Genomic DNA, 24,333 nt, shown 5'->3' on the forward strand with positions numbered 1-24,333 from the left:
CACTGCTACGCCATCGGGGTCGTTGAGCTAATCCGCGGCTTCGCGCGCACAGTCACAGCGCATCATGGGGAACGTTTATCAGGGCTCTTCTCTCGAACATGGGAACTGGCTGTTCCTTGCGCTGCTTCAATGCTTTCCGACAGGCAGCTCGTATCTTGATCTCACGGCTGACGAGCTGCTGTGAGACGCTGAGGATGCCAGCGATCTCGGTGTGCATGAGGTCGGGGAAGTGGTCGCAGAGCCAATAGATGCTCTGCTTGACGCTCAAGGGACTTCGCCCTTCTCGTGCCTGAAATGCGGTAAGCGCGGCCTCCGCTTCGGTGGCGGTCGGACCGGACCTTGTTGCCTCGACAGCAGCCGCAGCTTCAGTCCAGCGGCTCTCGATCCAAGCCCTGCCTTCTGGCCCGATCACATCAAAGGGATAGCGCCCCTTCTGGGGCCTGATCCTCTTGCCGTAGCCTCGTTCAACAAACCACGGCTGGAGACGATGTCGGGTGCTTTTCCCACGCCCCTCGATGCTGATGATGTCCATTTGCCGGAGAATGGTGCGAACCTCTCTTGAACCTACTCCGTGCAGTCCGCCAAGTTCGGTGAGGGTTATCCAATCCCCTATGTTGATTGTGTTCAGAGTGCCCGTTTGCCGATCGAGCACCTCGTCGATGTAGAGCATCAGTTCGTTTTCTCGCTTGTTGTGGGCTTGCGTAATAGATCTTGATCCCCCGGAGGGATGAGTTGCTGTGTTGAGGAGATGCCGAACGCACCGAAGAAGACGCCCTGAAGGCGGCAACCACTTCTGGCACCTTGTTCACCCTCAACTGAGCTGTGCGACTGCAGCGGAGTAATCATTGATCCGTTGCTGTCGAGCGGTGCGCTCTTCCTGCTCCAGCTTCGCGAGATGAATGCCGAGACCGCCAAACGCCTCGATGATCCAGGCTGCGATGATCATGACGGCGCGGGGTGCCAGTTCGCGGTATGCTCGCTTGCTCCTCCCGGTTGCCGGGTTGAGCCAGACGCCGGCATTGACCTCACTGAGCCCGCGCAGGCGCCTCACAAGCTGAGACCGGAAGGATGCATCAGAGCGGAACCGCCTGGGCTGGTGATCCTCAAGGAGGAACATCGCGAAGGTGCTCTCCATCACCGCCAATGGTTCGACATTGGCCGCGAGTTTGACGACCTCTTGAGCTGCGATGCGCTCGTATCGAGAGCCCGCCTGTCCACCCTGACGAGCGGTGATGATGCGTTGAGCATCCGCGACCAGAGCGTGCCATCGGGCCTCGCAGAGGGCCCAGACAGGATTGGCTCGGTTCTTCGCGATGCGTGCCTGCACGAGCTTCAGGAAGGGGTTGAGGTCGGCCTTCGTGATGGCCCGCTGCTCGGGGTGGCCGTGGCGGCGTGAGCGGGATTTGTGGGTTGAGCAGAAGCGCCCATACCGGGTCGTTCGCGCGCCACAACCGGGCGCACGGCATGTACGTGTTGTCATTGATGATCCTGATTGAAGGGGTCTAGCGTGGCAGCGGCGGGCCACTCACGGTGACCATGAGAAGCTGCGCCCATCCCTCGAGGGACAGACGCGGTCCGTGAAGAAGCAGGCGTTTGACGTTGGAACGCCAGCTCGGAAGGAACGTGCTTCTTCTAATGATGGCGGAAATAGGCCAATCTCGGCTCAACCATCTGACAGGAGTAGCATTTTCGTCCGTTGAAAGTGAGGCTCGGTGCGTATAGTGCTCTGGCTCTCTCGGAGCCGAGTTCGTGACCACTGCTGCCACTGATTGTTCGCTGTGCAAACCCTGCCGCGTAATGCTGCTGACCACACAGCAGTTCATGAGGCTGGGCGGCGAGAAGTGGGACCGGGGCTTCACCATCCGGGTAGGCAAAAGGGCACGCCTGGTCCATGAGGCGCTCCTCGGGAAGGTGCCCAAGAAGGTCCGCCCACCCGTGAAGGGGGCCTACCGTAACAAGGTCGGCCTGTACCCCTGTGGCGTGCTTGAGCAGGCTTATCGCCAGGTGCTTGCTGAGACGGCGACGGGCTCAGAGGAACGAGAGGGCGCCGCGGGAGCGGCCTGACCGCTCCGTCACGCTGCCCACTCAGTCACCTTCTTCACGCCCTGCGATCCCCGCACAGGCGACGAACCCTGTCAAACACAAGGCCGGCCATCATCGTTGTCTATACGGCGCAGCCATTGCGCTGGTTGGACGTGAGGCTGGCATGAAGTCGATGTCCGAGATAACCCACGATGTTACCGACACGTTCAAGAAGATGGTCGGACGCCTGACAGGCCGTGGTGGTCATAGCACTCACTCCAACAGACCGTCTGTGCAAGACAACAAACCGTCTGCGAAGAAGTGACTGGGTAGAGGTGGAGGCACTCTAGGAAGGTGCCCCCACCTTCATGGCCCGCCGAAACCTGCTTCTTCTTTCCACAGGCGGGGTGAAGGCGTTTCAGGCTTCCTCCATCGTGAAGCCCACCTTCAAAGTGACTTGGTAGTGGAGGACTTTGTCTCCTGCGATCTGACCGCGCGTCTCCAGCACCTCGAACCAGCGTAGGTTGTGGAGGGTCTTATTGGCTCGAGCAATGGCTGTCTGGACCGCATCCTCGATCGACTCCGTCGATGAACCGACCAGCTCAACCGTCTTGTAGATGTGCTCCGACATGACAGCCTCCTCGCTCGCGAAAGCGGTTGAGCAGTCTGGGCTGAGCGTGAGGGACGCACAAGCGCCTGGAAGACGTCTGGCGCGAGTGGCTTGCTGAACGCCACCAACGAAGGTGATTAGGTCGCGATACGGCTCATTAGGTTGATGACGCTGCGGGCTGTCCACTGCCCCCCTCTAGGCGTGGCGATGTGGCGGTCGTTGAGAGCACGGGCAATGCCGTTTGCAGAGGTGATGCCCCCAGCCTTCAGGCCAGCCAGGATGCCCGCGAGTCCCTCAGCGCGCTCCTTCGCACCAGCCTTCACGGCCTCGATGGCGGCATCGTTGCCGAGCCCCTTGAGGTGGGCAGCTCCGTTGGGATTGCCGAGCTTCACCCCCCTTGCCTTGGCCTGTGCCAGGGCGGCCTTGGTTCTGGTGGAGATCATGCGCGCCTCCTTCTCAGCCAGGGCAGCGTAGATGTGCAGGAGGAAGGGATCAGCATCAGGCCCCAGTTCAGTCACGATGAAGGGCACGCGCTTGGTCATCAGGCCGGAGATGAAGTGAACGTCACGGCTGAGGCGGTCGAGCTTGGCGACCAGCACCGGGCACTTACGAAGAGAGGCGTCACGGATAGCAGCAGAGAGCTGAGGACGAGCCTCAAGGGCATCAGCCCCTTTCCCGGTCTCCACATCCACGAACTCAGCCAGGATGGTGAAGCTCTGGTCCTGTGCGAACCGCTCCACGGCCTCCTTCTGAGCCTCCAAGCCGAGACCGCTCCGTCCCTGCGCCTTGGTCGATACGCGGTAGTAGGCCACTGCAACCCTGTCGGTCATGGTCGTCGCCTCAGTCACTTCCGATCCGTGCAAAACCAGCTAACGAACGTTTGGCAGATTTACAAGAAGCGGGCACATGGATGCCACAGCGTGCCTATTGAAGCCTTCGGTCTTGCGCGACGTGGTCCATGACGCGGCACTGACGTGCCGACCTTATCCGCTCTAGCGGGCGCCAGTTCGGCCGCAAAGTCGAACTCGGCCGCTGGGTGGCGCGAGACTGATTTCCCTTACCGTGCTCCCGATGGCCCTCACCCGGCTAAGATGGCCCCGATTGGAAAATGACGCAGTCGGAATTTGCCGGCGCTGGCTCAAATTCTTCTGCTGACACAATGGTCTATCTATCCTTGCACATACAGGAAAGAACGGTATATCTGCCCCCTCATGTCTTCTACTTGCACAGTACCCGCGACGATAAGATCTTTCAGCCATTCGTCCTGCGCACCGCAGTGAGATTGACTCGGCGTACCCCAAGGTCGATTGCAGCTTCATCGCCCCTCCTCGTTTAGGTGAATATGTTAACCCGCAGTGGTGATAGCTGCCCGCCACACCGCAGAGTGGAATCCGTTTGATGTGCTTCTGGGTCGAAAAAGCCCACCTTCAAGAGCTGATAAGGAGCGTGTCTTCTAGGGTAGATGAATTGAGGCTTGGCGCTCCAGCGAAGTCGAAAGATTTCTTGATTGAGCTGCACGGCAGAACTGCCGAGGCTGCAATTATATTCAGAGATCTACCAAAAGTGCATGGCAACGTGATTCAGCGGGCTGTTGGTATCGCACTAGAAAACCATCCGGGAGGATATTCAGAGAGTTCCAAGGATTTCACGTTTTTGTCTGGGCTCAGGGTTCAGGTAGACAACTTCTTTCTCTCCTCGAAGGGGCAAATATTTCTTTTCGAAACCAAAAGACAGCACGGGACGATCCGCGAGGACGGGGTCGCTGGTCGAGCTCTTTGGGCAACTAAGAGAATGATCGAACAGAAAGTAGCGAGGGAGACCGGGCGGCGATTGGCGCACGAGATTGTCGTTGCCTATTTTAGCTATATCGACGCAAGCTTCGGCGGCAAGCCAAAGGCGAAGTCTGTAAATATTGGGACAGCAAGCGCACCGAAAATCATTTCGATGCCTGTTTACTCTCGAGAGGAAATGAACAATATCATTGGACCTTGCTTTGGTGAGTACCTGAATAGAGTAGACCTCACGATCGCTGAGGCCGTAGCGGCTGGGGTTCCGGAACTCATGGTAAGCACAGACCGAAGGCGCGGCTCTGAAGCCCCGGGGGCATTCGAACTGTTTGAGGTGGAACCTGACGAGCGGAATGGACGAATCTTAATAGGTGACGATCCCATGCCCCGCCGCCTCAAAGTGGATGATATCCTCGCGCCGGCTTGACGTCTGCCCCAGACAACCGGAAAGGCTCGCAGGATTTGTGAGGCGTTGGGTGGGGAGCAGCTAGTGGTCCAGGGTCGAAGCGTTCGGCTGTATCTCGTGGACGGCTCGCCCACTGGCATCCTCACGGCCGAGATCATGAACTGGACTGGCCACGCTTTGGTGGCTCCACGTTCCCGGTTAGGAGAGGCACTGAGCCGAGACGAAGCGACCCGGACAGGCGTATACTTTCTCGTCGGCGATGATCCCGAGCAGCCGACAAAATCGCGCGTCTATGTCGGTGAAGGCGATAGTGTAATCGACCGCATCAGGTCGCACGCGAAGGACCCAACGAAGGACTTCTGGAGCAGGGTTTGCATTGTCACGTCAAAGGACGCCAATCTGACCAAGTCTCATGTTCGCTACCTTGAGCATCGGTTTGTGGAACTCACGAAAGGAGCGGATCGAGCAAACATCGCGAACGGGAATGAACCGGGACGGAAGGCGCTCCCGGAGAGCGACATTGCCGACATGGAGTTCTTCATCTCCCAGGTTGAGGTCATTCTGCCTGTGGTTGGCCTCGACTTCCTACGACCGAAGGGCCGGGTTGCTGTTCCGGATGCATCTGGAACGGACGTGAAGCAGCCTCCGAGGTCCCAACTCGAACTGGTGCTCGCAAGCGAGAAGCTCGGGTACAGAGCGGCGGCAGTCGAGATTGATGGCGAGTTGACTGTCCTTGCGAAATCAACCGCGACCGCGAAGAGTGACTTCTCCAGCAAGGGGTACTCTTCGCTCCGAGACCAACTGATAAGCGAGAATCGGCTGGTCGCTGTTCCAGGCAGCCAAGTGCTGGAGTTCGTAGAAGACGTGACGTTCACCAGCGCAAGCGCGGCTGCCGCTGTGATCACCAATCGGAACACAAACGGGCGGACCGCTTGGCGTCTCGTAGGGACAGGGCAGACGCTGAAAGAGTGGCAAGACGCACAGCTCGGTAACCAGCTCTGACACCATGTATCGGCCTGGGCGCTGTGGCGGCTCTACTCGCCACACCCTCGCGACATCGCGTTCCGAACGAGCCACCGCCTCGTGGGGAAGGCCAATCCGAGCTGATCCAGCCCGAACGCTCCTGTAGATGAGCCCCAATCTCCTCGTCATCATCCTCAGAGTTCAGGGGCGGCACGGGGGAAACTTGTGTGGGATGGAAGGTCGAAGCCACTTCATAAATCTGCAGCAAACATTATGACCTCCTCCGGGCAGACAGCGTTCCCCTGCGCAGGGTCCTGACGGGCTCGCAAGGTCCTATCAAGCCAAGCTCTTGCATGAGGTGCCCATTTGCATGGTGCCGGTCCTGCCTGAGAACGGCCGCGAAGCTCCGTCCGGTGGTGAGTAGTGGCGAGCCCCTGTCGGCCGGTGGCGGTCGCTACGGCGGTGCTCTTTAGGCCAGCTTCTGAGGAGGTGTTTCGAGACTGGAGCACTCAGGGCTCATTGATCGTCCTCAAGCGCCTTCCGCTGGGTGCGTAAAACCAAAAGGATGTCTTTCGCTTCCCGCAATGCAGCCTCGGCCGCAGTCGGGTCCCGCCCAAGCCGGACCAAACGCTTCACGAGTGCTCTCTGGTCGTCCCGGTGCTCTTCGGCCTCCTCGACGAGAAGGTTCAGGACGTCATGCCTGTCTGCTGCTGATCCATCCATCGCTTGGCCTCCATGGTTTGGAGACGCCGCTTGTGGGTCCGAAGGATTTGCAGGGTCTGCTCGTAATGCACCAGCACTTCTTCAGCCCTAGCGCTGTTTCGCCCCGCAGCTCTCACATGCGCGATGACGGCCGTCTGCCGAGTGCAGAGGGCCTCCTCTTCGGCCAAGTGCTGCTCGGTCAGTGCGAGCTCGTCGATGAACTGTGTCATCGTGAGCCTCAATCCCTACTGCCCCAGCTATGGGCCTCCTATCGGAGGTCCCACAAGCGATCTTAAGTCGCCCCCGACTACGGATGCCGCCACATCTGCGACGCCCGGATAGTTACGCATCCTTGATGTGGTGTTCTTCGTCGAGCCTTTCCAGCCAGCGTCTGAAGGCCCGTACCTGACGAGCTGATGAGCCCTTCACGAGGTGGGACAGCGCCTCATGAGAGACGAGGCTCATCATGTGCTCGCCCTTCACCGTAGGGATCGTGATGTAGCCCCAGGGACCCCTTGTGAGGCCATCCTGGCGGCGGTGCCTGAAGGTGGAGAGATGCCAGCCCATGGCTGCTGCCCCGTCCTTTGAGACCAATCAGAGCTGGCCCTCCCAGACTGTAGCGTGGACCCTGAAGTCCCTCCTGATGCCTTTGATCCCAGGGCTGAAGCTGAGAACCTGGGGTGATGCTCTCGCGCTCTCATCGCGAACCATTCCACCTCCTGATCGTGCCTCCATGCTTGCTGCGGGTCCACTCCTCTGCCGCATAGGTTGCGGAGTTCACTCGCAGTTCAGCTTGGTTCTCACTACTCTCCCGATGTGGAATGGCTTAGTATCTGAGGAGCTGGAGGTGCACTCGGCTACCGGCACGGGTGAGAGCATGTCGGGGTACTCTCAAGCTGGCGCGGTCCAAAACGGCGAAGCCGCCAACCAACGGCACTACCGCGCGTTCGTCCTTGACGCAGATGGCAACGTCCTGCGCATCGAGCACCTCACGGTGCAGAACGACGATGCAGCGATCTCACTCGCAGGGGCGATGGTGGAGGGCCGCGTCATCGAGCTGTGGGACGGGCTTCGCTTCATTGAGCACTTCGAGCCAAGTGCCGCCACGAAATAGTCGGCCTCAGCTCGGAACGCTTGTCGCTTGGTCGTTTTAACCCATGTCAACGCTGGCATTGGGCGGAACGCCAGCGTCTCTGGTTCAGCGCGAGCCGCCCATGATGGCGCATGAGACGTGTCACGCTTCTTCTTCGATCTGCACAGCGACAGCCTCTCCACCTGGGATGATGACGGTGTGGAGTGCGACACCAACGATGAGATTGCACACCACGCGCTGAAGCACCTTGCGGAAGCCGCAGAGGACAGCACTGCGCGCGGCAGTCACGCTGTGGTGTCTGTTCGCAACAAGGCTGACCGGGCGGTCTTGACGGCAACGTACACGCCTTTTGGCGGACCGCGTGTCGAGTGGTCAGATCGGAAGCCCGGAAAGGGCGCGGGCTTCGTACCCAATCCTCCATCACTTTCAGGGCCAGCTTCGCTGCTGTAGCCGTGACCGGAGCCAATCTAAGGCTCCAGCGTGTAGCGCGGAAACCGCTTCAACTCCTCGGCCATGCGGATGCGCTTCTCGATCTAAGCTTGTGAACGTGGCCTTGGTTGGCCTGCTCTGGTGGGCTCGGTGGGCGGAGGTAGGTCCATCGTAAGAGGTCTTGCGGTCTGGTGAAGCTGCCGCGTTCGGCCGCCCCTCTGCCCTGGTGAGTGAGGTGGTCGGGAGGCTGAACGCCTGACCTCGAACCTAGGCACCGGGATGTGCAACCTTTACAGCCTCCGAGCCAGTCCGGACGAAATGCGCAAGGCGTTCGGAGTAGAGCACGACCGCACGGGTAACCTCCCTCCGCTCCCTGGCATCTTCCCTGACCAGATGGCACCCGTCGTCTGGAACGCACCCGAGGGACGCGAGCTGGCGATGATGCGCTGGGGCATCCCCGGCCCAAAGGCGTTCGGGGAGCACCCCGTGACGAACGTGCGCAACGTCGCGAGCCCGCACTGGCGGCCCTGGTTGAAGCCCGAGTTCCGCTGCCTTGTGCCAGTGACCTCCTTCAGCGAGTACGCCGACACCAAGCCGCGCAAGACGCCGGTGTGGTTCGCGCTGTCCGAGGACCGCCCGCTGTTCGCCTTCGCGGGCATCTGGCGGCCCTGGAGGGGCGTGCGAGGGACGAAGAAGGAGAACCCGGACCGGGCCGAGGAGGAGCACCGGCTGTTCTCGTTCCTCACCATCGAGGCCAACGGGGTTGTTGGCCCCGTCCACCCGAAGGCCATGCCGGTGCTGCTCACGAACCCGGATGAGTGGGCGACGTGGCTGGAGGCTCCGACACAGGAGGCGTTGCAGCTCCAGCGCCCCCTACCGAACGAGATGATGCAGGAAGTGGCGAGAGGAGACCGTCGAGACGGAGCCTGAAGTTCTTAAGGCTCAAATCCCGGTAGGCAGCTTCACGGCCTCGACACATGCTCGCATCGCCTCCAGCGAAGCAGCGCCCGCGTACCGCCCCATCGTCATGCCGAGAGGCAGCGCCGTGCCGTCCAGCGTTCCATCCTCGGCCTTGTGCCCGACGACGTTCGCGATGGTCCACGCGGTGTACCCCTGGGCGCCACGCTCCAGCCCTTGGACAGCCTGCCGGATGAACCAGCGGCGCCATGAGTGGAAATCGATGTTGGACTGACGCTGCTCCTCTGAGCCTCGCTCATCGACTCCGAGCCGCCTTCTCTCTCGCGTGAAGGCTTGGCTGACAGGGGCGGAACGGTCTCGCTTGGAGCCCTCTCGCTGCTCCTCAAGGTCGTGGAAGAGGTACTCGTCAGGCCCCTTCCCTGCTGTCCTGCGGGCGATCAGGTCCATCAGGCCAGGATGTGCCGGGATCGTTCTGAGGCCACTCGGTGTCTTGGCATCGGTGACGCGCAGGCATCCGTTGGCACAGTCCTCCACCCGAAGCCCAGCCACCTCCTCTAGGCGCAAGCCGCTCAAGGCACTCGTGAGGGAGAACTCACGTTCCCGCTCGGAGCGCATGCCCGTCAGGAGCTTGCGCACCTCATCATCCGTGAAGGGCCGCTTCTTCCCACTGATCACCTCCCGGCGCTGCTTCGGCTTCTCCAGGGACTGCTCCAGCCAAGGATTCTCCTGAGTGCCGTGGCGCTTCTTGAGCCAGCGCCAGTAGGACCGGAGGCAGGACAAATCCTTGTTGGCGGTCTTCACGTCCACGCCGGGCTCGATGAACTGGTCGTGGATGTACCGGCCCGCAACCCGCTGAGTGATCGCCTCCACGCTCTTGGGGGTTCGCGTGCGCCCGCACCAAGCCTCCAGCCGCGCCAGTGAGCGGCGGATGTCGTCCTTGTAGCCGATGGAGAGTTCAGCCTTCTCCGCGAACCAGCGGTCCACCAGAGCCGTCAGCGGGGTCCGGTTCCCGAGCGCAACGGCAGCGAAGGTCTCGGCTGCCTCAAGCCCATGCTGTCGCTCGACGGCATCCACGGTCTCGCTGAAGGCGTCGTCCTCTGGGTCGTACCCCTCTTCCTCAGGCCCCGCGTTGTCCATCCGCAGGCGGCCCTCCTCACGAAGGCGCTTCACCTCCAGAGCCTGCTCTACCAGCGAGGATTGTACGGCGGTCGCCTTGGTGCCTGCGAGTGAGGCGCGGAGGCGCCTGATCACGTCCACCTTCTCTCGTTCGGCCTCCAGAGGATCAGTGGTCTTCAGAGTCTCTTTGAGCTTCGTCTTGCCGAGCTTGGGGACTTGGGAGGGCGGAACTCGGATCACCACACGGATTCGATTCCCGTGCCATTCGAGGTTCCTGCCTAGCTTCTTCTGGGGCATCGTGGAGGGGCCTTGGAGGTGGAGTGTCCCCCACGAAATCCCCCAATGTGTCCCCCAAATCAAGATCGAAAAACCCAACGATCTCAACAATTCAAGGACTTAGATGCCTCTTGGAGGATGGTCCCGCTCCCTCCGCCACCTGACCAGCGTCGGCTGGCACCCGCACAGCATCGCATGTTCGCGCGTCGTGCCGTGCGCGACGGCTCGATAACCGCTGGATCGCCAGGAACAAACGAACCCCTCCGGCCCGAATCGGCGGCCGAGACTACTGGTCCCGACAGTCAAGGCCAATCAGGCTCTCCCCTGCGGGAGCCTGAGCTGTTCGCTCTGACACGGTCGCCAGCCGCGCCGGCCACGCTCGGCCATTCTGAGCGTCGCCTGCGGGCCGGAATCGGAACGCCTGTCGGGCCCGCACTGTTAGACGCGGAATCTTTGCCGGGCGCCCGGCTCACATCGCCCACGCCGCCGCGCAGATTCGCGGTTCAACCCGACCGGCCGTGATGATTCAGCGTCCGACTCCGTCCGATTGTCGAACGGCTTCAGCTTCCACGACTCTATTTCAAAGCCGTGTAAGCTGGCGTTAATACTGAACGCGTCCTCTCTAACGCTTCACATCCCTCAGCCGTCCGGGTCAGCGAACCTGGACCGAAGCGCCTGGAGGCAAGCGTTCTATGCGTTACCTGCCCGAACTGCCACGTTGGAACCCGCCGGCGATCATCGCCTGGAGACCGACGCGTGTTGCTGGACTTCCTCTGGCTCTGGCCGCCTGTGCGCTGTCAGGCTGGGGGGCGTTCGCTGGCAGAGCCGCGTCGCAGCGCGACCTCGCCCAGCAAGTCAGCCTCCTGCAAGCGGATCGCGACGGGTTGACGGGCCGCCTGAGGCAGACAGAGCAGGCCAATGCCGAGCTCTTGCGCGATTGGCAGGGCAAGCTGGCCTCTGCCCGGGACGAGCTGAACCAGACTGCAGCCGCTCGCGACGGTGCAAGAACGCAACTCGCCAGCGCACAGCGCGAACTTCTCACCCTGAAGAAGCGGCTTGATCAGGCACGTGACCGCGTCGCCGAGACGGGCAGCATCAGGGCCGGCGAGACATCGAAGAAGCCTGCGGCCAAGCCGTAGCGCGATCTGATCCTCACACCCTTGGCTCGTCGGCCGAATGAGGCTTCTCGACGGGGGAGCCCCGCAGGGCGGTGCAGCCCTCTGCACCGAGGCGCTGCCGCTGGTTTGTGGTCTCGTCGCCTTCCGCGACCATGCTAAGGGGGCAGCCCGGATGGTCGTGTCGCCGTCGATCCTATCGGACAGATCCTTCAGGACGATGCGGTGGGTCTTGGCCCTATCGAACGCATATCGGCGCAGGCAGCCCAAGCTGGCGTGGACGGTGCAGTGGGCCGCCCCAGTCGAAACATGACTTCACCAGTCTTCGCAAACAGCTTTCGACGGTGCCGATTCTGTTCAGATGGCTCCGCTCCGAGAATTGGTGGCAGCAATGCACTGATCCGCAGAGGTTGGATGCGAGCGTTCAGGTTCGGAACGCACTCTCTCACTTCATTGCATCATCAATGCCGCCGCGCAGCACTGGAAGATCCGTGCCTCAGGCCCCGAAGGCTTTCCTCATGACGCAGAGAATATACCACGACGCGTGAAGGGCATCCGCGCGCCGTCCTGTGGCGAGATGTGCGCGGCCACGCTCAACCGATTGTCGAAATCGCGCGTGGCGTGACCGGCGAAGCGCGTCGCCGGATCGAGCCTTGATATCAGGCATATTGCATACCAGAGTTGCAATCCCCGGCGTCGGCAGCTATAAGATTCATGTGAGATGCACCTTTGCGGGACGCCGATGCCAACGTTAAGCGCTTTCGACGCCGTTGCGTGGTTGGGTGCCCAAAGCGGTCGCATGCACGCCGTTTTCAAAGCACCGGCTCGGTAGCCGCGCGTCGGATTGCTTTACCCGGTTGGTCGGCAAGGTTTCTCTCCAACACTGAGGCAAGCTCTGGTATGCCCGAAATCACCGGCGCACCGCGGCACGGCGGACGCATTTTCGGCTTCCGTCTTTTCCGGCCGATCCTTGCCGGTGCGACCCTGCGAGAGCGCCTCGTCGCCTGCCTGGGAGCTCTCGCGGGCATCACGCTCACTGGCTTGCTCTGCGGCTGGTTCTTCGGCGAGGGGCCGCACATCCCGCTCATCGTGGCGCCTATGGGCGCATCGGCCGTTCTCCTGTTCGCGGTCCCGGCGAGTCCGCTCGCGCAGCCGTGGCCGGTCATCGGCGGCAACACGATCTCCGCTTTCATGGGCGTCCTCGCAGCGCATCTCATTCCAGACCCCGTGGTGGCGATCGGTGTTGGCGTCTCGTTGGCGATCGCCGCGATGTCGCTTACGCGTTCTCTTCATCCTCCCGGCGGAGCCGCTGCCTTGACCGCGCTCATCGGCGGACCGGCGGTCACGTCTGCCGGTTTCCTGTTCCCTTTGTTTCCGGTCTGCATCAACTCGGTGATCCTGGTTGCCCTCGGAATCGCGTTCCACAAGGTCTCGCGTCGCAACTATCCGCATGTTCCGGTGGTGGTGCCGGTGAACAACCACGGAACCGCTGACCTGCCCGCAACGATCCGCGTCGGGTTCAAACCGGAAGATGTCGATGCGGCGCTGGTTGCCTTGGACGAGACGCTCGACATCGACCGCTCCGATATCGACAGGCTCCTGCATCAGGTTGAACTCCACGCACTGGTGCGTACAGAGGGCGATCTCACCTGCCGCGAGGTCATGTCGCGCGACGTGGTCACGATCGGTTTGGACGACAGCGCCGGGCGGGCGCGCGAGCTACTTCTCACGCACAACATCAGGACCCTGCCAGTTGTCGATGCGGCCGGCCGGCTGAAGGGAACGCTCGGCTTGCGGGAACTGGCACTCCGAGACCCCAGCAGCATCGCAGCGGCGATGTCCGATGCCAGGACTGCCGCTCCCGATGATCCCGCCGTCGGCCTGGTCCAGACGCTGACCGACGGTCGGACTCACGCGATCGTCGTCACGGCCGCGGACCGGACAGTGCTCGGCGTCATCACGCAGACGGATCTGCTGGCGACCTTGGCGCGCTCTGCATCGGCGAAGGCTTTCGGCCCGCGAGCTGATATGGCGGCCTGAAAGGGCTCGCCACGCTACGACGCTCCTCGACGGGACGAGGCCACTCCGATTCCGACACTCGAAGCGCGTCGTCCGGCACCCGCCATTGCGGCAGCTGTGAGAGGTCAACGCAATCTGTCGTGACGTCGTCCGTTCAGGTTGCATCAGGCGCATCGCAGGCGTGGAGATTTCGGATGCCGGACCGCGAGAGCGCCTTCTCCATCCTCAAACCCGCTCTCGCCATTCCGGCCTCAACGGGGCCGACTGCGTAGCGCTCGATCCCGAGGCCCGCTCGCCCGACGTCGGCATCACGCCGGAGGGCAGGGCGCGGCCCGCGAACCGCGCAAACAGGGCGGGCTTGATGACGAGCGTCAGTAAAGTCGCGCTCACGAGCCCGCCGATGACCACGGTGGCGAGCGGGCGCTGCACCTCCACTCCCGTTCCCGTCGTGAGCGCCATCGGCGGGAAGCCGAGGGCGCCCACCAGCGCCGTCATCAGGACCGGCCGCAGCCGCGCCAGCGCGCCCGCCAGGATCGCGGCATCGCGCGGGGCCCCCTCCGCCATGCCTCGGCGCATCTCGCTCAGCATCACGAGGCCGTTCAGAACCGCGACGCCCGACAGGGCGATGAAGCCGACTGCAGCCGTCACCGAGAGCGGCATGCCTCGCAGCCATAGGGCCAGAACGCCGCCGGTGAGAGCCAGCGGCACCGCGCTGAAGACGAGGAGGGTGTCGCGGGCCGAGCGGAGCGCCGCGTAGAGCAGCGGCAGTATCAGCGCGAAGCAGCCCGGGAGGCCGAGACGGGCGCGGGCCGCCGCGAGATTCTCGAACTGACCGCCCCAGGCGATCCAAGCGCCTGCCGGGAGAGGCAGAGCGTCGACCTGAACCTGCGCCACCGCGACCACGGAGGCGATGTCGCGCCCGCGCACGTTGGCGGTCACGACAATGCGCCGCTTGCCGTTCTCGCGGGAGATCTGGTTCGGACCGTCGGTCACCTCGAAGGCGGCCACTTGGCGCAGGGGCACGGAAGCCGCGTGCCGGTTCAAGCCCGTCGGCAGCGGCACGGGAAGGGCCTTCAGGGCCTCGATGTCGTCACGGACCCCGTCGGAGTGTTCTGCTCGACCGCCTCGGCGAGGTCGCTCAGAGAGAGCCCGAGACCGACGAGCTTCCCGGAATCTGGCTCGATCTGGTACTGCTTCCGGTAGCCGCCGATCACGTCGACGCCCGCCACGCCCGGCACCGTGCGGAGCAGCGGGCCGATCACCCAATCCTGCAAGGTGCGCGGGTACGAGGCCTGCTCGAAGCCGGGCCGCAGGCGCTGACCCTCCGGCGTCAGAGAGCTGCCGTCGGGCTGGAAGCCGGGCCGGCCCTCCGGCACGCTCACGTGAGGGTTGGCGAAGGCGACGGTCCACATCACGACCTCGCCGAGCCCGGTCGAGATCGGGCCGAGATGCACGTCGGTGCCCGGCGGCAGACGTCCCTTGATCTCGCCGAGGCGCTCATTCACCTGCTGGCTGGCGAAGTAGACGTCGGTGGCATCGCTGAAGATCGTGGTGACCTGCGCGAAGCCGTTGCGCGAGAGCGAGCGCGTCACCTCGAGCCCTCGGATCCCTGCGAGCGCCGTCTCGATCGGGTAGGTGACCTGCGCCTCGACATCAAAGGGCGGAAGTTGCGGCACCAATGCGTTGACCTGCACCCGGTTGTTGGTGATGTCGGGCACCGCGTCGATCGGCAGGCGCGAGACCGCGGCGAGGCCGAGCGCGGCAATTGCGAGCGAGGCGAGCAGGACTGGCCAGCGCTGCCGCACCGAGAAGGCCAGGATGGTGCCGGGTACCGTGAGGCGGCGCTCGATCGATCTGGCTTGAGCGGGCGCAACCGCGATGCCGGCAGCCTCGACCTGTTCCGGAGTCAGCACGACAGTGTCCTCCGTAGACTCCGCCTCGACGAGTCCATGGCCGGCCTCGCGACGATCGCCGTGTCGATGGCCAGCATGAGCATCGCCGTCTTGATCGGCGCCCGCCACTGATGCCACCTCGGCATGCTCGGCCTGCGTTTTCGCGGCGACGACGGGCTGCCACCACGCGAGGACGGGTTCAGCGGCCGACTGGATCGACGTGGACAGTCCCGGGACCAGGGCACTGGCCGCGGCGCCCGCCACGAGGGCCGCCGGCGGGACGAGAAAGCGAAACATGACCTTATCCCCGTGACGCCGCGGAAGCGGCTTCCATCGCGGGCCGCCGCGTGGTGCGGCGCCCAGGCGCGCCCGCGCGCGCGCGGGCGGCCACGGCCGCGCGGGCGGACGTGGAGCGCTCGGCGGAGCGCCGCCGGACGATCAGGCGCGGGGTGGCTTGCGGGGAGGCGCGAGTTCGCGCGCGGTCGGGGCCCGCCCACTCGGTGAAGCGGATCTCGGCCGGAGGGCGCAACGTCGGAGACGTCTCTGCCGTGGCGGTCAACGCCTGATGGCAGGCGCACTGCGTGCAATGATGAGCGATCCCGCCATCGGCATGGCCGCCCGGCCCATCTTCGTCCCAGTCGAGAACGGGAAGGTCGAGGCTGAGATGCGCGGCAACGGCGTGACCGTCCGAGGCGGCGGCCCGGCCCTCGTAGGCCGGCAGGCACAGGACGAGCACGGCCAGCAGTGCGACCAGCCGCCGGCGCACGCCCGCAGGGCGGTCGTTGTCGCGTCGGGGCGGGCGTTTCCGCGTCACGTGACGGTCAGGTCCTCGGCAGCCTATCGGCACGAGAGGAACTCTAGAAGGCGAACCGGACGCGAAAGGCTCCGGTTCGCATCTGCGTGCCGCAGCGCACCGAGACCGGCGGGCGGACGAGGCTCCGCCAATGCTCGACCTGGGGCGCCCCCGGAAAGCGGCGCTTCGTGGACAGCGGCGGTTCGGCGCACTATGCGCTGGGACCGCATGCCCACCGTGACGCCACCCGCCGCCCGATGCGCGCGCTGATCGACCTCGTCCGCGCCATGCGGCCCCGCGACCGGCGGCGTCTCCTGCTGATCGCCCTAGGGCTCGCCGCGGCGGCACTGTTCGAGGTGGTCGGCGTCGCCTCGGTGGTGCCCTTCCTGACCCTTGTGGGGGATCCTGCTGCTGCGGCCCGCATTCCCTATCTCGCGAGCGCCCGCGACGCGCTCGGGCTTGCCGACGACCGCGGTTTTCTCATCGCGACCGGGGCCGCGGCGCTTGTCGCCATCCTGACGACGAGCCTCGTCAATGCCGGGCTCACCTTCGCGCAACTTCTGTTCACGAACTTGGCCGGCTACAGCTTCGCGCGCAGGTTGCTGCTTCGCTACGTCGACCGGGAGCGCCTGTTCTTCGCCCAGGCTAACAGCGCGGAGCTCGCCAAGAACGTGCTCAGTGAGACCGACCGCCTCGTCGTCGGCGTGCTGACGCCCGCCACCGTGATCGCCTCGCGGGCCGTCTCGGCGCTGGCCGTGATCGCCTTCCTGCTCGCCTACGCGCCGCGGCTCGCCTTGATCCTCGGCGGCGGCTTCGGCGGCCTCTACGTGGCTCTGTACCTCGTGATGCGCGCGCGCCTGGCCCGCCTCGGCGCACGGGCGGTGGGCGACAACGAGCGGCGCTACCGCGTGGTGCAGGAGACCTTCGGGGCGCTGACCGAGCTGAAGCTCTACGGCCGGGCCGAGCATTTCGCCGCGCAGTTCGACGCGCCCGCCCGCGCCTACGCCCGCGCTACCGCCGCGAGCCTGCTGACGGGGCAGATGCCCCGCTTCGTCATCGAGAGCCTCGCCTTCGGCGGCGTCATCGTGGTCGTGCTGTTCGCGCTGTCGCAGGGGCTCGACACGGCCGGCCTGCTGCCGCTTCTCGGCCTGTTCGCCTTCGCCGGCTACCGGATGCTGCCGGCCTTCCAGAACATCTTCACCTCGCTGGCACTGCTGCGCTTCTACCTGCCGGCCGTGCGCGTGGTGGTGGACGAGCTGGCCGGCGAGCGGGCCGCCCGACCCCGCACGATCGAGCGCCTTCCCTTCCGCGACCGCATCCGCGTGTCGGCGGTCAGCTTCGACTACGAGCCGGGACGCCCTGCCCTCTCGGGCATCAGCCTCGACATCGCGGCGCACGCCACGGTCGGGCTCGTGGGCCGCACGGGCTCGGGCAAGTCGACGCTCGTCGGGCTCCTGCTCGGCATCCTGACGCCGCGGGCGGGGCAGATCACGGTCGACGGCGTTCCCCTCGACGCCGGCAACCTGCAGTCGTGGCAGAATCGGATCGGCTACGTCCCGCAGGACGTGTTCCTGATCGACGGGACGGTGGCCGAGAACATCGCGCTCGGGCTCGCGGAGGTCGACATGCGGGCGGTGGAGCGGGCGGCGCGGCTCGCCGGCCTGCACGACGTCATTGCAATCCTGCCGGGTGGCTACGGTGCCCATGTCGGCGAGCGCGGGGCCCGGCTCAGCGGCGGCCAGCGCCAGCGCATCGGGATCGCGCGGGCGCTCTACCATGATCCCGACGTGATCGTGTTCGACGAGGCGACCTCGGCGCTCGACGGCGAGACGGAGGCCGCCGTGATGGGCGCGCTGTCCGAACTCGCGGGAACGCGCACCCTGATCATGATCGCCCACCGCCTCACGAGCCTCGCCCGCGCCGACACGGTGCACGTGCTGGAAGCCGGGCGCCTCGTCGCCTCGGGTCCGCTCGGAGCCGTCATGCCCCATCTCGGCCAGACCGAGCCGGCCTGACATGTGCGGCATCGCCGGCCTCGTCGATCCGCGCCTCTCCGCCGACGCGCTCGGCGCGGGCGCCTCCGCCATGGCGGACGCCCTCGCGCATCGCGGGCCGGACGGGAGCGGGGTCTGGTGCGCGGCGGAGCGCGGCGTCGCCTTAGCCCACAGGCGGCTCGCGATCGTCGAGCTCAGCGAGGCCGGGGCTCAGCCGATCCTGTCGGCCGATCGGCGGTGGGCGCTCAGCTACAATGGCGAATTGTACGACGCGGCCGAGCAGAGGCCGGCGCTCGCCGCCGCCGGCCACACCTTCCGAGGCACGTCCGACACCGAAATCCTGGTCGAGCTGATCGCCCGCCACGGGGTCGCGGGGGCACTCGACAAGGTCGAGGGCATCTTCGCCTTCGCGGCCTATGACCGGGCCGAGGACAGGCTCTGGCTCGCGCGCGACCGGATGGGCGTGAAGCCGCTCTTCTATGCCGCGTCGGAGCGGGGCCTGCTCTTCGCCTCGCAGCTCTCGGCGCTCGCCGCCTGCCCGGGCTTCGCGCCCGAGATCGACCCCGCCGCCGTGTCGAGCCTGCTGCGCCACGGCTACGTGCCGGCACCGGGCGCGATCCTGCGCGGCGTGCGCAAGCTCGAGGCCGGCCACATCCTGTCCTGGCGGCCCGGCGAGATGCCGGCGATCACGCCCTACTGGAGCCTCGACGCGGCCATCGCGGCGGGCCGCGACGACCCGTTCCGGGGCACGCCCCGGGAGGCCGCCGACGCGCTCGAAGAACGGCTGCGGAGCGCGGTCCGGCGGCAGTTGATGAGCGACGTGCCGCTCGGCGCCTTCCTGTCGGGCGGCATCGATTCCTCGACCGTCGCCGCAATGATGGCCGCGAGCGGGGCCCGGACCCGCACCTTCGCGGCGGGGTTTCCGGAGGATCCGCGCTTCGACGAGAGCCGGTACGCCGAGAGCGTGGCCCGCCATCTCGGCACCGACCATACGACGATCCCGATCGGCGAGGCGCAGGCGCTCGCGCTGGTCGAGCGGCTTCCCGAGATCTTCGACGAGCCGCTGGCCGACCCGTCCGGCCTGCCGACCCACCTCCTCTGCGCCGCCACACGCGCGGCCGGCATCACGGTGGCGCTCTCGGGCGACGGCGGCGACGAGCTGTTCGCGGGCTACGACCGATACGCGCTCGCCGCCCGCTTCGCCCGCCGCGTCGAGCCCGTGCCGCGTCCCCTGCGCAGCCTCGGCGCGGCGGCGCTCGGCGGGCTGCCGCGGGGGCCGGCGGCCCTGCTGGCGCGGGCCCTGCCCGACCCCTGGGGCGGGCCCGAGGGCGTCGACCGCCTGCGCAAGGCGGCGGCGCAACTGCCCGGCAGCGGGTTCGACCTCTACCGGCGGCTGCTGACCCTCAATCCGGACGCCGCCGCGCTCGCCCGCGGCGTGCCGGGCCTGCCGAGCCCGATGGACGCGCCCGGATCGCTACCCCTGCTTGCACGGATGCGCCGTCTCGACAGCCTCGCCTACCTTCCGGACGACGTTTTGGCGAAGGTGGACCGCGCCAGCATGGCGGTCGGGCTCGAGGCGCGGGTGCCGCTGCTCGACCGCGAGATCGTGGAGTTCGCCTGGCGCCTTCCCGACAACATCCTGAACTATCAGGGAAAATCAAAATGGCCGCTGCGCGCCGTGCTGGCCCGGCACGTGCCGGCCGCCCTGTTCGAGCGGCGCAAGCAGGGCTTCGCGCCGCCGCTCGCGGCCTGGTTGCGGGGGCCCCTGCGCGATTACGCGCGGGACCTGCTCGCGAGCCCCGGATCCGGCGGCGGATTCCTGGATCCGGCGCGCGTGCGCCGCAAGCTCGACGAGCATCTGGCCGGTACGCACAACCATGCGGTGGGGCTCTGGCCGCTCCTCACCTTCGAGGCGTGGCGGCGGCGCTGGATTCGGTGAAGGAGAGGACGGCATGAGCGACACCATCACGCTGACGGCCACCGACGGGACGCGCGCCGCCCTGGCGCTGCGGGGCGCCGAGCCGATCTCCTGGCAGGTCGGGGGCCGCGAGTATCTCTGGAGCGGCGATCCCGAGCACTGGAACCGGCAGGCGCCCTGGCTCTTCCCCGTGGTCGGCGCTTCCTCGGGCGGCGTTGTGCGGGTGGAGGGTCGGGAATTTCCCATGGCGCAGCATGGCTTTGCGCGCGATCTCCGCTTCCGCGCGGTGGCGCACGACGACACCTCCGCGACGCTGCGGCTGGAGGACGGGCCCGAGACGCGCACGCACTATCCCTTCGCCTTCCGGCTCGACATCACCGCGCGGGTGAGGCCGGCGGGGCTCGATCTCGCGGTCGAGATCGGCAATCCGGGCGAGGTTCCTCTGCCCTACGCGGTCGGCTTCCACCCGGCCTTCCCCTGGCCGTTCGCGGGCGGGACCCGGGCGGCGGGCGGCGGCTACGCCGTCGTGTTCGAGGAGCCGGAACGGCCGATGGTGCCGGAGGTGGGCGAGGGCGGGCTGCTGGCGCGGGCCGAGCGGCCGGTCCCGCTCGAGGGCGATACCCTGGCGCTCGACCCTGAGTTGTTCACCGAGGCCCTGGTTTTCCGGAACGCACGCAGCCGCTGGTTGAAGTTCACCGGCCCGGGAAACGGAACAATTCATGTACTCGTGGACGACTTCCCGCACCTCGCGATCTGGACGAAACCCACCGCGCCGTTCCTGTCGCTCGAATGCTGGACCGGGCACGCCGATTGGGTAGGGTTTGCCGGCGAATTGTCGGAGCGCGACTCGCAGCGCAGCCTGCCGCCCGGCGCCGTCGCGCGGCACGGGGTGCGGCTGAGCGTCGAGGGCTGAGGCGGGGCATGCGGATCTGGGTGTCGCGGCCGGAACCGGGCGCGGGGCGCACCGGGCGGCGTCTGGCCGGTCTCGGCCACGTGCCGCTCGTCGCGCCGGTGCTGGCGGTGCGCCCGACCGGGGCGGCGCTGCCGGCCGAGCCGCCGGACGCGCTCCTCGTGACGAGCGCCAACGCGGTCGAGGCCCTGGCGGCGACGGCCGGCGCCGGCGCCCTGCGGGGCCTGCCCGTCTTCGCGGTGGGGAGCCGCACGGCGGCGCTCGCGGAAGCGGCGGGGTTCGGGCCGATTTACGATGCCGGCGGCGATGCGGGCGACCTCGCGCGCCTGGTGGCGGCGCGGCTCGCCCGGGGCAGGCGCCTCCTCCACGTGGCGGGGGCCGAGCGCAAGGCGGAGCCCGGCGCCTCGCTCGCACGGGCGGGCTACGCGCTGGCGACGCTTGTCGCCTACGCGGCCGAGCGGGTGCCGGCGCTGCCCGAGGCGGTCGCGGCGGCCTTGGCCGCCGGGCAGCTCGACGCGGCCCTGCACTACTCCCGCAGAAGCGCGGCGGTGGCGTACGATCGTGCCGAGGCGGCCGGGCACGGCGGAGCTTTCCGGGCGCTCAAACATTACTGCCTGTCGGCTGACGTGGCCGTACCCCTGGAAGCCGGGGGAATCGTGGCCCATTTCGTCGCGGTGCGGCCGCGGGAGGAGGATCTCCTCGCGGGGCTCGCGGAGGCGTTCTGAGATCCGCCCGGCATCGGCTCTCGCCCCGGCGAGGCTCGCGGTGCTAGGAGGGACCGAAACCGCGGCGCCGCAGGGCGGCCCGCAGCGGCATGGCGCCTCGGTGCGGCCGCCCTCGACCGGGCCGGCGGGCGCGCCCCGCACGACGGCCGCCCGTCGGGGCGCCATCGGGCGTCGAGAATAGGGAGACCAAGGGCCGTGAAACCCCCGAGCGACGCCAACCGCCCGAACCAGGGCTCCCCGAACAAGGGCGCCGGCCCGGAGCCCGGCAAGGGCGGCGCGTCCGGCAGGCCCGGCGCCGGCCCGACGCCCTCCACCCCGGCGGGCAAGGACGCAGCGGCCGGCATCAGGGCCGACGCACCGAAGCCCGGCGGCGCGACGCCGGAGGCGGGCAAGGGCGAGATAGGCAAGGGCGAGCCGGGCAGGACCGACGCCCCGAAGGACGCGCCCAGGTTCGAGCCCGCAAAGGGCACGCCGGCCGCGACGGGCGGCGCTCCGACCGCCGCTCCCAAGCCTCCGGAAGCCGGCAAGCCCGGCGAGGCCGCCAAACCCGCGGCTGCGGGCGCGGACCCGGTCAGGACGACGGGCGGCTCGGCCGGAGGGCCGGCAACGCCCGGCGGTCCGGCCCCGGCCGCCAAGCCGGCCACCCCCGCCTCCGGTCCCTCTCAAACCGGCGCAACCGGCCCGGCGCCGGCCGGGGTCAAGGCCGACGCGCCAAGGACCGAGCCGGGCAAGACCGAGCTGGGCAAGACGGAACCGGGCAAGTCCGAGCCGGGCAAGTCCGAGCCGGGCAAATCCGAGCCGCCGAAGTCCGAGTTCTCCAGAGCGGAGGCGCCCAAGACGGAACCGCCCAAGACGGAGGCGCCGAAGTCGGATCCTCCGAGGAGCGGCTTCGCCGGCACGCAGCCGCCGGGCGGCCCGCGTCCGGGCGGCGCCACCGACGGACCCATCATCGATCTCAAGGCCAACCGGGTCCCGGATCCGGCGGGGAGCAAGGATACGGCCAAGGCGGCGGCCGGCACGATGGCCGCCGGCCTCGCCAGCGCGCCGAAGGCGGGCGATCCCAAGTCCGGCGATCCCAAGTCCGGCGATCCCAAGTCCGGCGACCTGAAGCCAGGAGACCTGAAGCCCGGCGAGAAGCCGGCCGCGGAGAAGCCCGCGGGCGCGGCGCCGCGCATCGCGCCCGAGGCAGCCGCCGCGCCGGACCGGCGCGGGCCGGGCTTCGGCTCGGTCGCGGCCGCGGGTCTACTCGGCGGCGTGATCGGCGCGGGCCTGCTCTTCGCGGTGGAGCGGGCGGGCGTGCTGCAGAACCGGGGCGAGGACCAGCGGATCGCCGCCCTCGACCAGCGGGTCGCGGGGCTCGCCCCGCGCGACGCGCTCAGCGGTCTCGAGAAGCGCGTCGCCGCCAACGAATCCGCCCTCAAGCCGCTGCCCGAGGCGGTGCGGAATGCCGAGGCCACGGCCAAGCAGGCGCTCGCGCAGGCGGGTGCCGGGCAGGCGGGTGCCGCCCAGCCCGGCGAGAGCGGCGGCCAACCCGCCGCGGCCCCGGACGGCGCGCAGGCCGCCGCGCCCGCGCTCCCCGCCGATCTCGCGGCCCGTCTCGACGCCCTCGACCAGCGCGTCTCGGCCCTGCAGGAGGAGCCCGGCCGCGAGCAGCCCGGCGATTCGAAGCTCACGGCGACCCAGGCCGGGGATGGCGGCCAGAGGCTCGCTGCCCTCGACGACCGCCTGAAGGCGCTCCAGGGCGAGGTCGAGAGCCGCAGCCAGGCGAACGCGCAGGCCGATCAGGCGGTGGCCAGGCGCCTCGACGAGGTCCAGCAGAGTCTCGACGCCCGCGTGAAGTCGGCGACCGAGGCGGTGCAGGCCGCAACCCGCGCCACCGAGCAGGCGGCCGAGGCCGGCAAGACCCAGGCGCAGGAGACCCAGAAGACCTTCGAGCGCCAGATGCAGGAGCAGCGCGATCGGATCGCCGCCCTCGACACGGCACTGGCGCAGCGCGCCGAGGCGAGCACCGTGCAGGCGGCGCTCAAGGTTGTCACGGCGGACCGGGTCTCGACGGCGCTCGGCACCGGCGTGCCCTATGCCGAGCCGCTCTCGGTCCTGCGCAAGCTGGAGACTGGCGATGCGGGCCGGATCGACGCGCTCGCGCCCTTCGCCGACAAGGGGGCGCCGGGCGCCGCCCAGCTCGCCGCCGAGTTCAGGCCGATCGCCCAGGCGATCGCGGTGAGCCGGCGCAAGGCGGCGGTTCGGGACGTCGCCGAGACCGGCGGCTTCCGGCAGAAGCTCCTCAGCATGGCGGAGTCGATCGTCCAGGTCCGCAAGGTGGACGGTCCGGACGCGGATGCGGCCGAGGCCGGCGATCCGACGGCCAAGGTGCAGGCGGCCCTCGACCGCGGCGCGATTCAGGAGGCGGCCGCTGCCTTCGACGCGATGCCGGAGGATGCCAGGGCGCAGGCCCGCGATTTCGGCGCGAAGCTGAAGACGCGTGCCGCCGCCGGCCGGGCAGCGCAGGCCCTGCTCTCGGACGCGTTCAAGGGCCTTCCGGCCGGCGCTCCCGAGGCCGGTCGCTGAGCCGATGCCCGCCGAGACAGGCCGCGCCCGCGGCGACCAATCCCTGAGGGCGGCGCCCGCCGCCCCCACCCTGCACA

Annotated in this window: 21 protein-coding genes and 1 pseudogene; 13 read left to right on the forward strand and 9 right to left on the reverse strand. The window is 67.1% G+C overall.

Translation table 11 applies throughout. From position 1 onward, the window contains the following. Positions 1-52: 52 nt before the first annotated feature. A complete protein-coding gene (locus WDW90_RS02455; RefSeq protein WP_336485667.1) occupies positions 53-670 on the reverse strand; it encodes a hypothetical protein in 618 nt (205 codons plus the stop codon). 141 nt (positions 671-811) lie between these two features. Next, positions 812-1,480, reverse strand: coding sequence for a hypothetical protein (locus WDW90_RS02460; RefSeq protein WP_336485668.1), 669 nt, complete (start codon positions 1,478-1,480; stop codon positions 812-814). A 269-nt stretch (positions 1,481-1,749) separates the two neighbouring features. Between WDW90_RS02460 and WDW90_RS02465 the strand changes: the two genes are divergently transcribed. Beyond that, positions 1,750-2,064 carry a hypothetical protein gene (locus tag WDW90_RS02465; protein ID WP_336485669.1) on the forward strand — a complete coding sequence of 105 codons (315 nt, stop codon included), beginning with the start codon at positions 1,750-1,752 and terminating at the stop codon, positions 2,062-2,064. A 376-nt stretch (positions 2,065-2,440) separates the two neighbouring features. Here WDW90_RS02465 and WDW90_RS02470 read toward each other — a convergent pair whose 3' ends face one another. After that, positions 2,441-2,653 (reverse strand): dodecin, encoded by a 213-nt coding sequence (locus WDW90_RS02470; RefSeq protein ID WP_336485670.1) that lies wholly within the window; start codon positions 2,651-2,653, stop codon positions 2,441-2,443. A 116-nt stretch (positions 2,654-2,769) separates the two neighbouring features. Then, positions 2,770-3,462, reverse strand: a complete 693-nt coding sequence (locus WDW90_RS02475; RefSeq protein WP_336485671.1) for a recombinase family protein — start codon at positions 3,460-3,462, stop codon at positions 2,770-2,772. 568 nt (positions 3,463-4,030) lie between these two features. Here WDW90_RS02475 and WDW90_RS02480 point away from each other — a divergent pair. Then, positions 4,031-4,846: a hypothetical protein gene (locus WDW90_RS02480; RefSeq protein ID WP_336485672.1), complete on the forward strand. Its 816-nt coding sequence runs from the start codon at positions 4,031-4,033 to the stop codon at positions 4,844-4,846. Between the two features lie 45 nt (positions 4,847-4,891). Next, positions 4,892-5,827, forward strand: coding sequence for a GIY-YIG nuclease family protein (locus WDW90_RS02485; protein ID WP_336485673.1), 936 nt, complete (start codon positions 4,892-4,894; stop codon positions 5,825-5,827). Between the two features lie 647 nt (positions 5,828-6,474). Here the strand turns inward: WDW90_RS02485 and WDW90_RS02490 are convergent. After that, entirely contained in the window at positions 6,475-6,720 is a 246-nt protein-coding gene (locus WDW90_RS02490) for a hypothetical protein (protein WP_336485674.1), read from the reverse strand. Between the two features lie 112 nt (positions 6,721-6,832). Next, positions 6,833-7,057, reverse strand: coding sequence for a hypothetical protein (locus WDW90_RS02495; RefSeq protein ID WP_336485675.1), 225 nt, complete (start codon positions 7,055-7,057; stop codon positions 6,833-6,835). A 280-nt stretch (positions 7,058-7,337) separates the two neighbouring features. On the opposite strand from WDW90_RS02495, the gene WDW90_RS02500 reads away from it, so the two are divergent. The 3 genes from WDW90_RS02500 (at position 7,338) to WDW90_RS02510 (ending at position 8,942) form a co-directional block, all read left to right on the forward strand. After that, entirely contained in the window at positions 7,338-7,604 is a 267-nt protein-coding gene (locus WDW90_RS02500) for a hypothetical protein (protein WP_336485676.1), read from the forward strand. Positions 7,605-7,721: 117 nt separating this feature from the next. After that, positions 7,722-8,033 (forward strand): DUF6894 family protein, encoded by a 312-nt coding sequence (locus WDW90_RS02505; protein ID WP_336485677.1) that lies wholly within the window; start codon positions 7,722-7,724, stop codon positions 8,031-8,033. Positions 8,034-8,291: 258 nt separating this feature from the next. Further along, on the forward strand, positions 8,292-8,942 hold the full coding sequence (locus WDW90_RS02510) for an SOS response-associated peptidase (protein ID WP_336485678.1): 651 nt from the start codon (positions 8,292-8,294) through the stop codon (positions 8,940-8,942). A 12-nt stretch (positions 8,943-8,954) separates the two neighbouring features. Here WDW90_RS02510 and WDW90_RS02515 read toward each other — a convergent pair whose 3' ends face one another. Further along, positions 8,955-10,343, reverse strand: a complete 1,389-nt coding sequence (locus tag WDW90_RS02515) for a tyrosine-type recombinase/integrase (RefSeq protein WP_336485679.1) — start codon at positions 10,341-10,343, stop codon at positions 8,955-8,957. A 671-nt stretch (positions 10,344-11,014) separates the two neighbouring features. On the opposite strand from WDW90_RS02515, the gene WDW90_RS02520 reads away from it, so the two are divergent. Together WDW90_RS02520 and WDW90_RS02525 are read left to right on the forward strand one after the other, a co-directional pair. Then, positions 11,015-11,461, forward strand: a complete 447-nt coding sequence (locus tag WDW90_RS02520) for a hypothetical protein (protein ID WP_336485680.1) — start codon at positions 11,015-11,017, stop codon at positions 11,459-11,461. Positions 11,462-12,337: 876 nt separating this feature from the next. Beyond that, complete coding sequence (locus WDW90_RS02525; protein WP_336485681.1) at positions 12,338-13,477, forward strand: HPP family protein; 1,140 nt, start codon at positions 12,338-12,340, stop codon at positions 13,475-13,477. A 204-nt stretch (positions 13,478-13,681) separates the two neighbouring features. Here WDW90_RS02525 and WDW90_RS02530 read toward each other — a convergent pair. Both WDW90_RS02530 and WDW90_RS02535 read right to left on the reverse strand, forming a co-directional pair. Beyond that, positions 13,682-15,276: pseudogene (locus WDW90_RS02530) on the reverse strand (efflux RND transporter permease subunit). Positions 15,277-15,649: 373 nt separating this feature from the next. After that, positions 15,650-16,162 carry a hypothetical protein gene (locus tag WDW90_RS02535; RefSeq protein ID WP_336485682.1) on the reverse strand — a complete coding sequence of 171 codons (513 nt, stop codon included), beginning with the start codon at positions 16,160-16,162 and terminating at the stop codon, positions 15,650-15,652. Positions 16,163-16,398: 236 nt separating this feature from the next. Here WDW90_RS02535 and WDW90_RS02540 point away from each other — a divergent pair, with 236 nt between their 5' ends. The 5 genes from WDW90_RS02540 to WDW90_RS02560 all read left to right on the forward strand — a co-directional run bounded on the left by WDW90_RS02540 (position 16,399) and on the right by WDW90_RS02560 (position 24,256). Beyond that, positions 16,399-18,156, forward strand: a complete 1,758-nt coding sequence (locus tag WDW90_RS02540) for an ABC transporter ATP-binding protein (RefSeq protein ID WP_336485765.1) — start codon at positions 16,399-16,401, stop codon at positions 18,154-18,156. A 1-nt stretch (position 18,157) separates the two neighbouring features. Further along, positions 18,158-20,074, forward strand: a complete 1,917-nt coding sequence (gene asnB / locus WDW90_RS02545) for an asparagine synthase (glutamine-hydrolyzing) (protein WP_336485683.1) — start codon at positions 18,158-18,160, stop codon at positions 20,072-20,074. Between the two features lie 13 nt (positions 20,075-20,087). Continuing rightward, positions 20,088-20,966: an aldose 1-epimerase family protein gene (locus tag WDW90_RS02550; protein ID WP_336485684.1), complete on the forward strand. Its 879-nt coding sequence runs from the start codon at positions 20,088-20,090 to the stop codon at positions 20,964-20,966. An 8-nt stretch (positions 20,967-20,974) separates the two neighbouring features. Beyond that, entirely contained in the window at positions 20,975-21,688 is a 714-nt protein-coding gene (locus tag WDW90_RS02555) for a uroporphyrinogen-III synthase (protein WP_336485685.1), read from the forward strand. Positions 21,689-21,883: 195 nt separating this feature from the next. Continuing rightward, the gene (locus tag WDW90_RS02560; protein ID WP_336485686.1) at positions 21,884-24,256 is read left to right on the forward strand and encodes a COG4223 family protein; all 2,373 of its coding nucleotides are present in this window, start codon (positions 21,884-21,886) and stop codon (positions 24,254-24,256) included. The last annotated feature ends 77 nt before the right edge of the window (positions 24,257-24,333 follow it).

Source organism: Methylobacterium nigriterrae (assembly GCF_037106235.1).
Taxonomy (GTDB): Bacteria; Pseudomonadota; Alphaproteobacteria; order Rhizobiales; family Beijerinckiaceae; genus Methylobacterium; species Methylobacterium nigriterrae.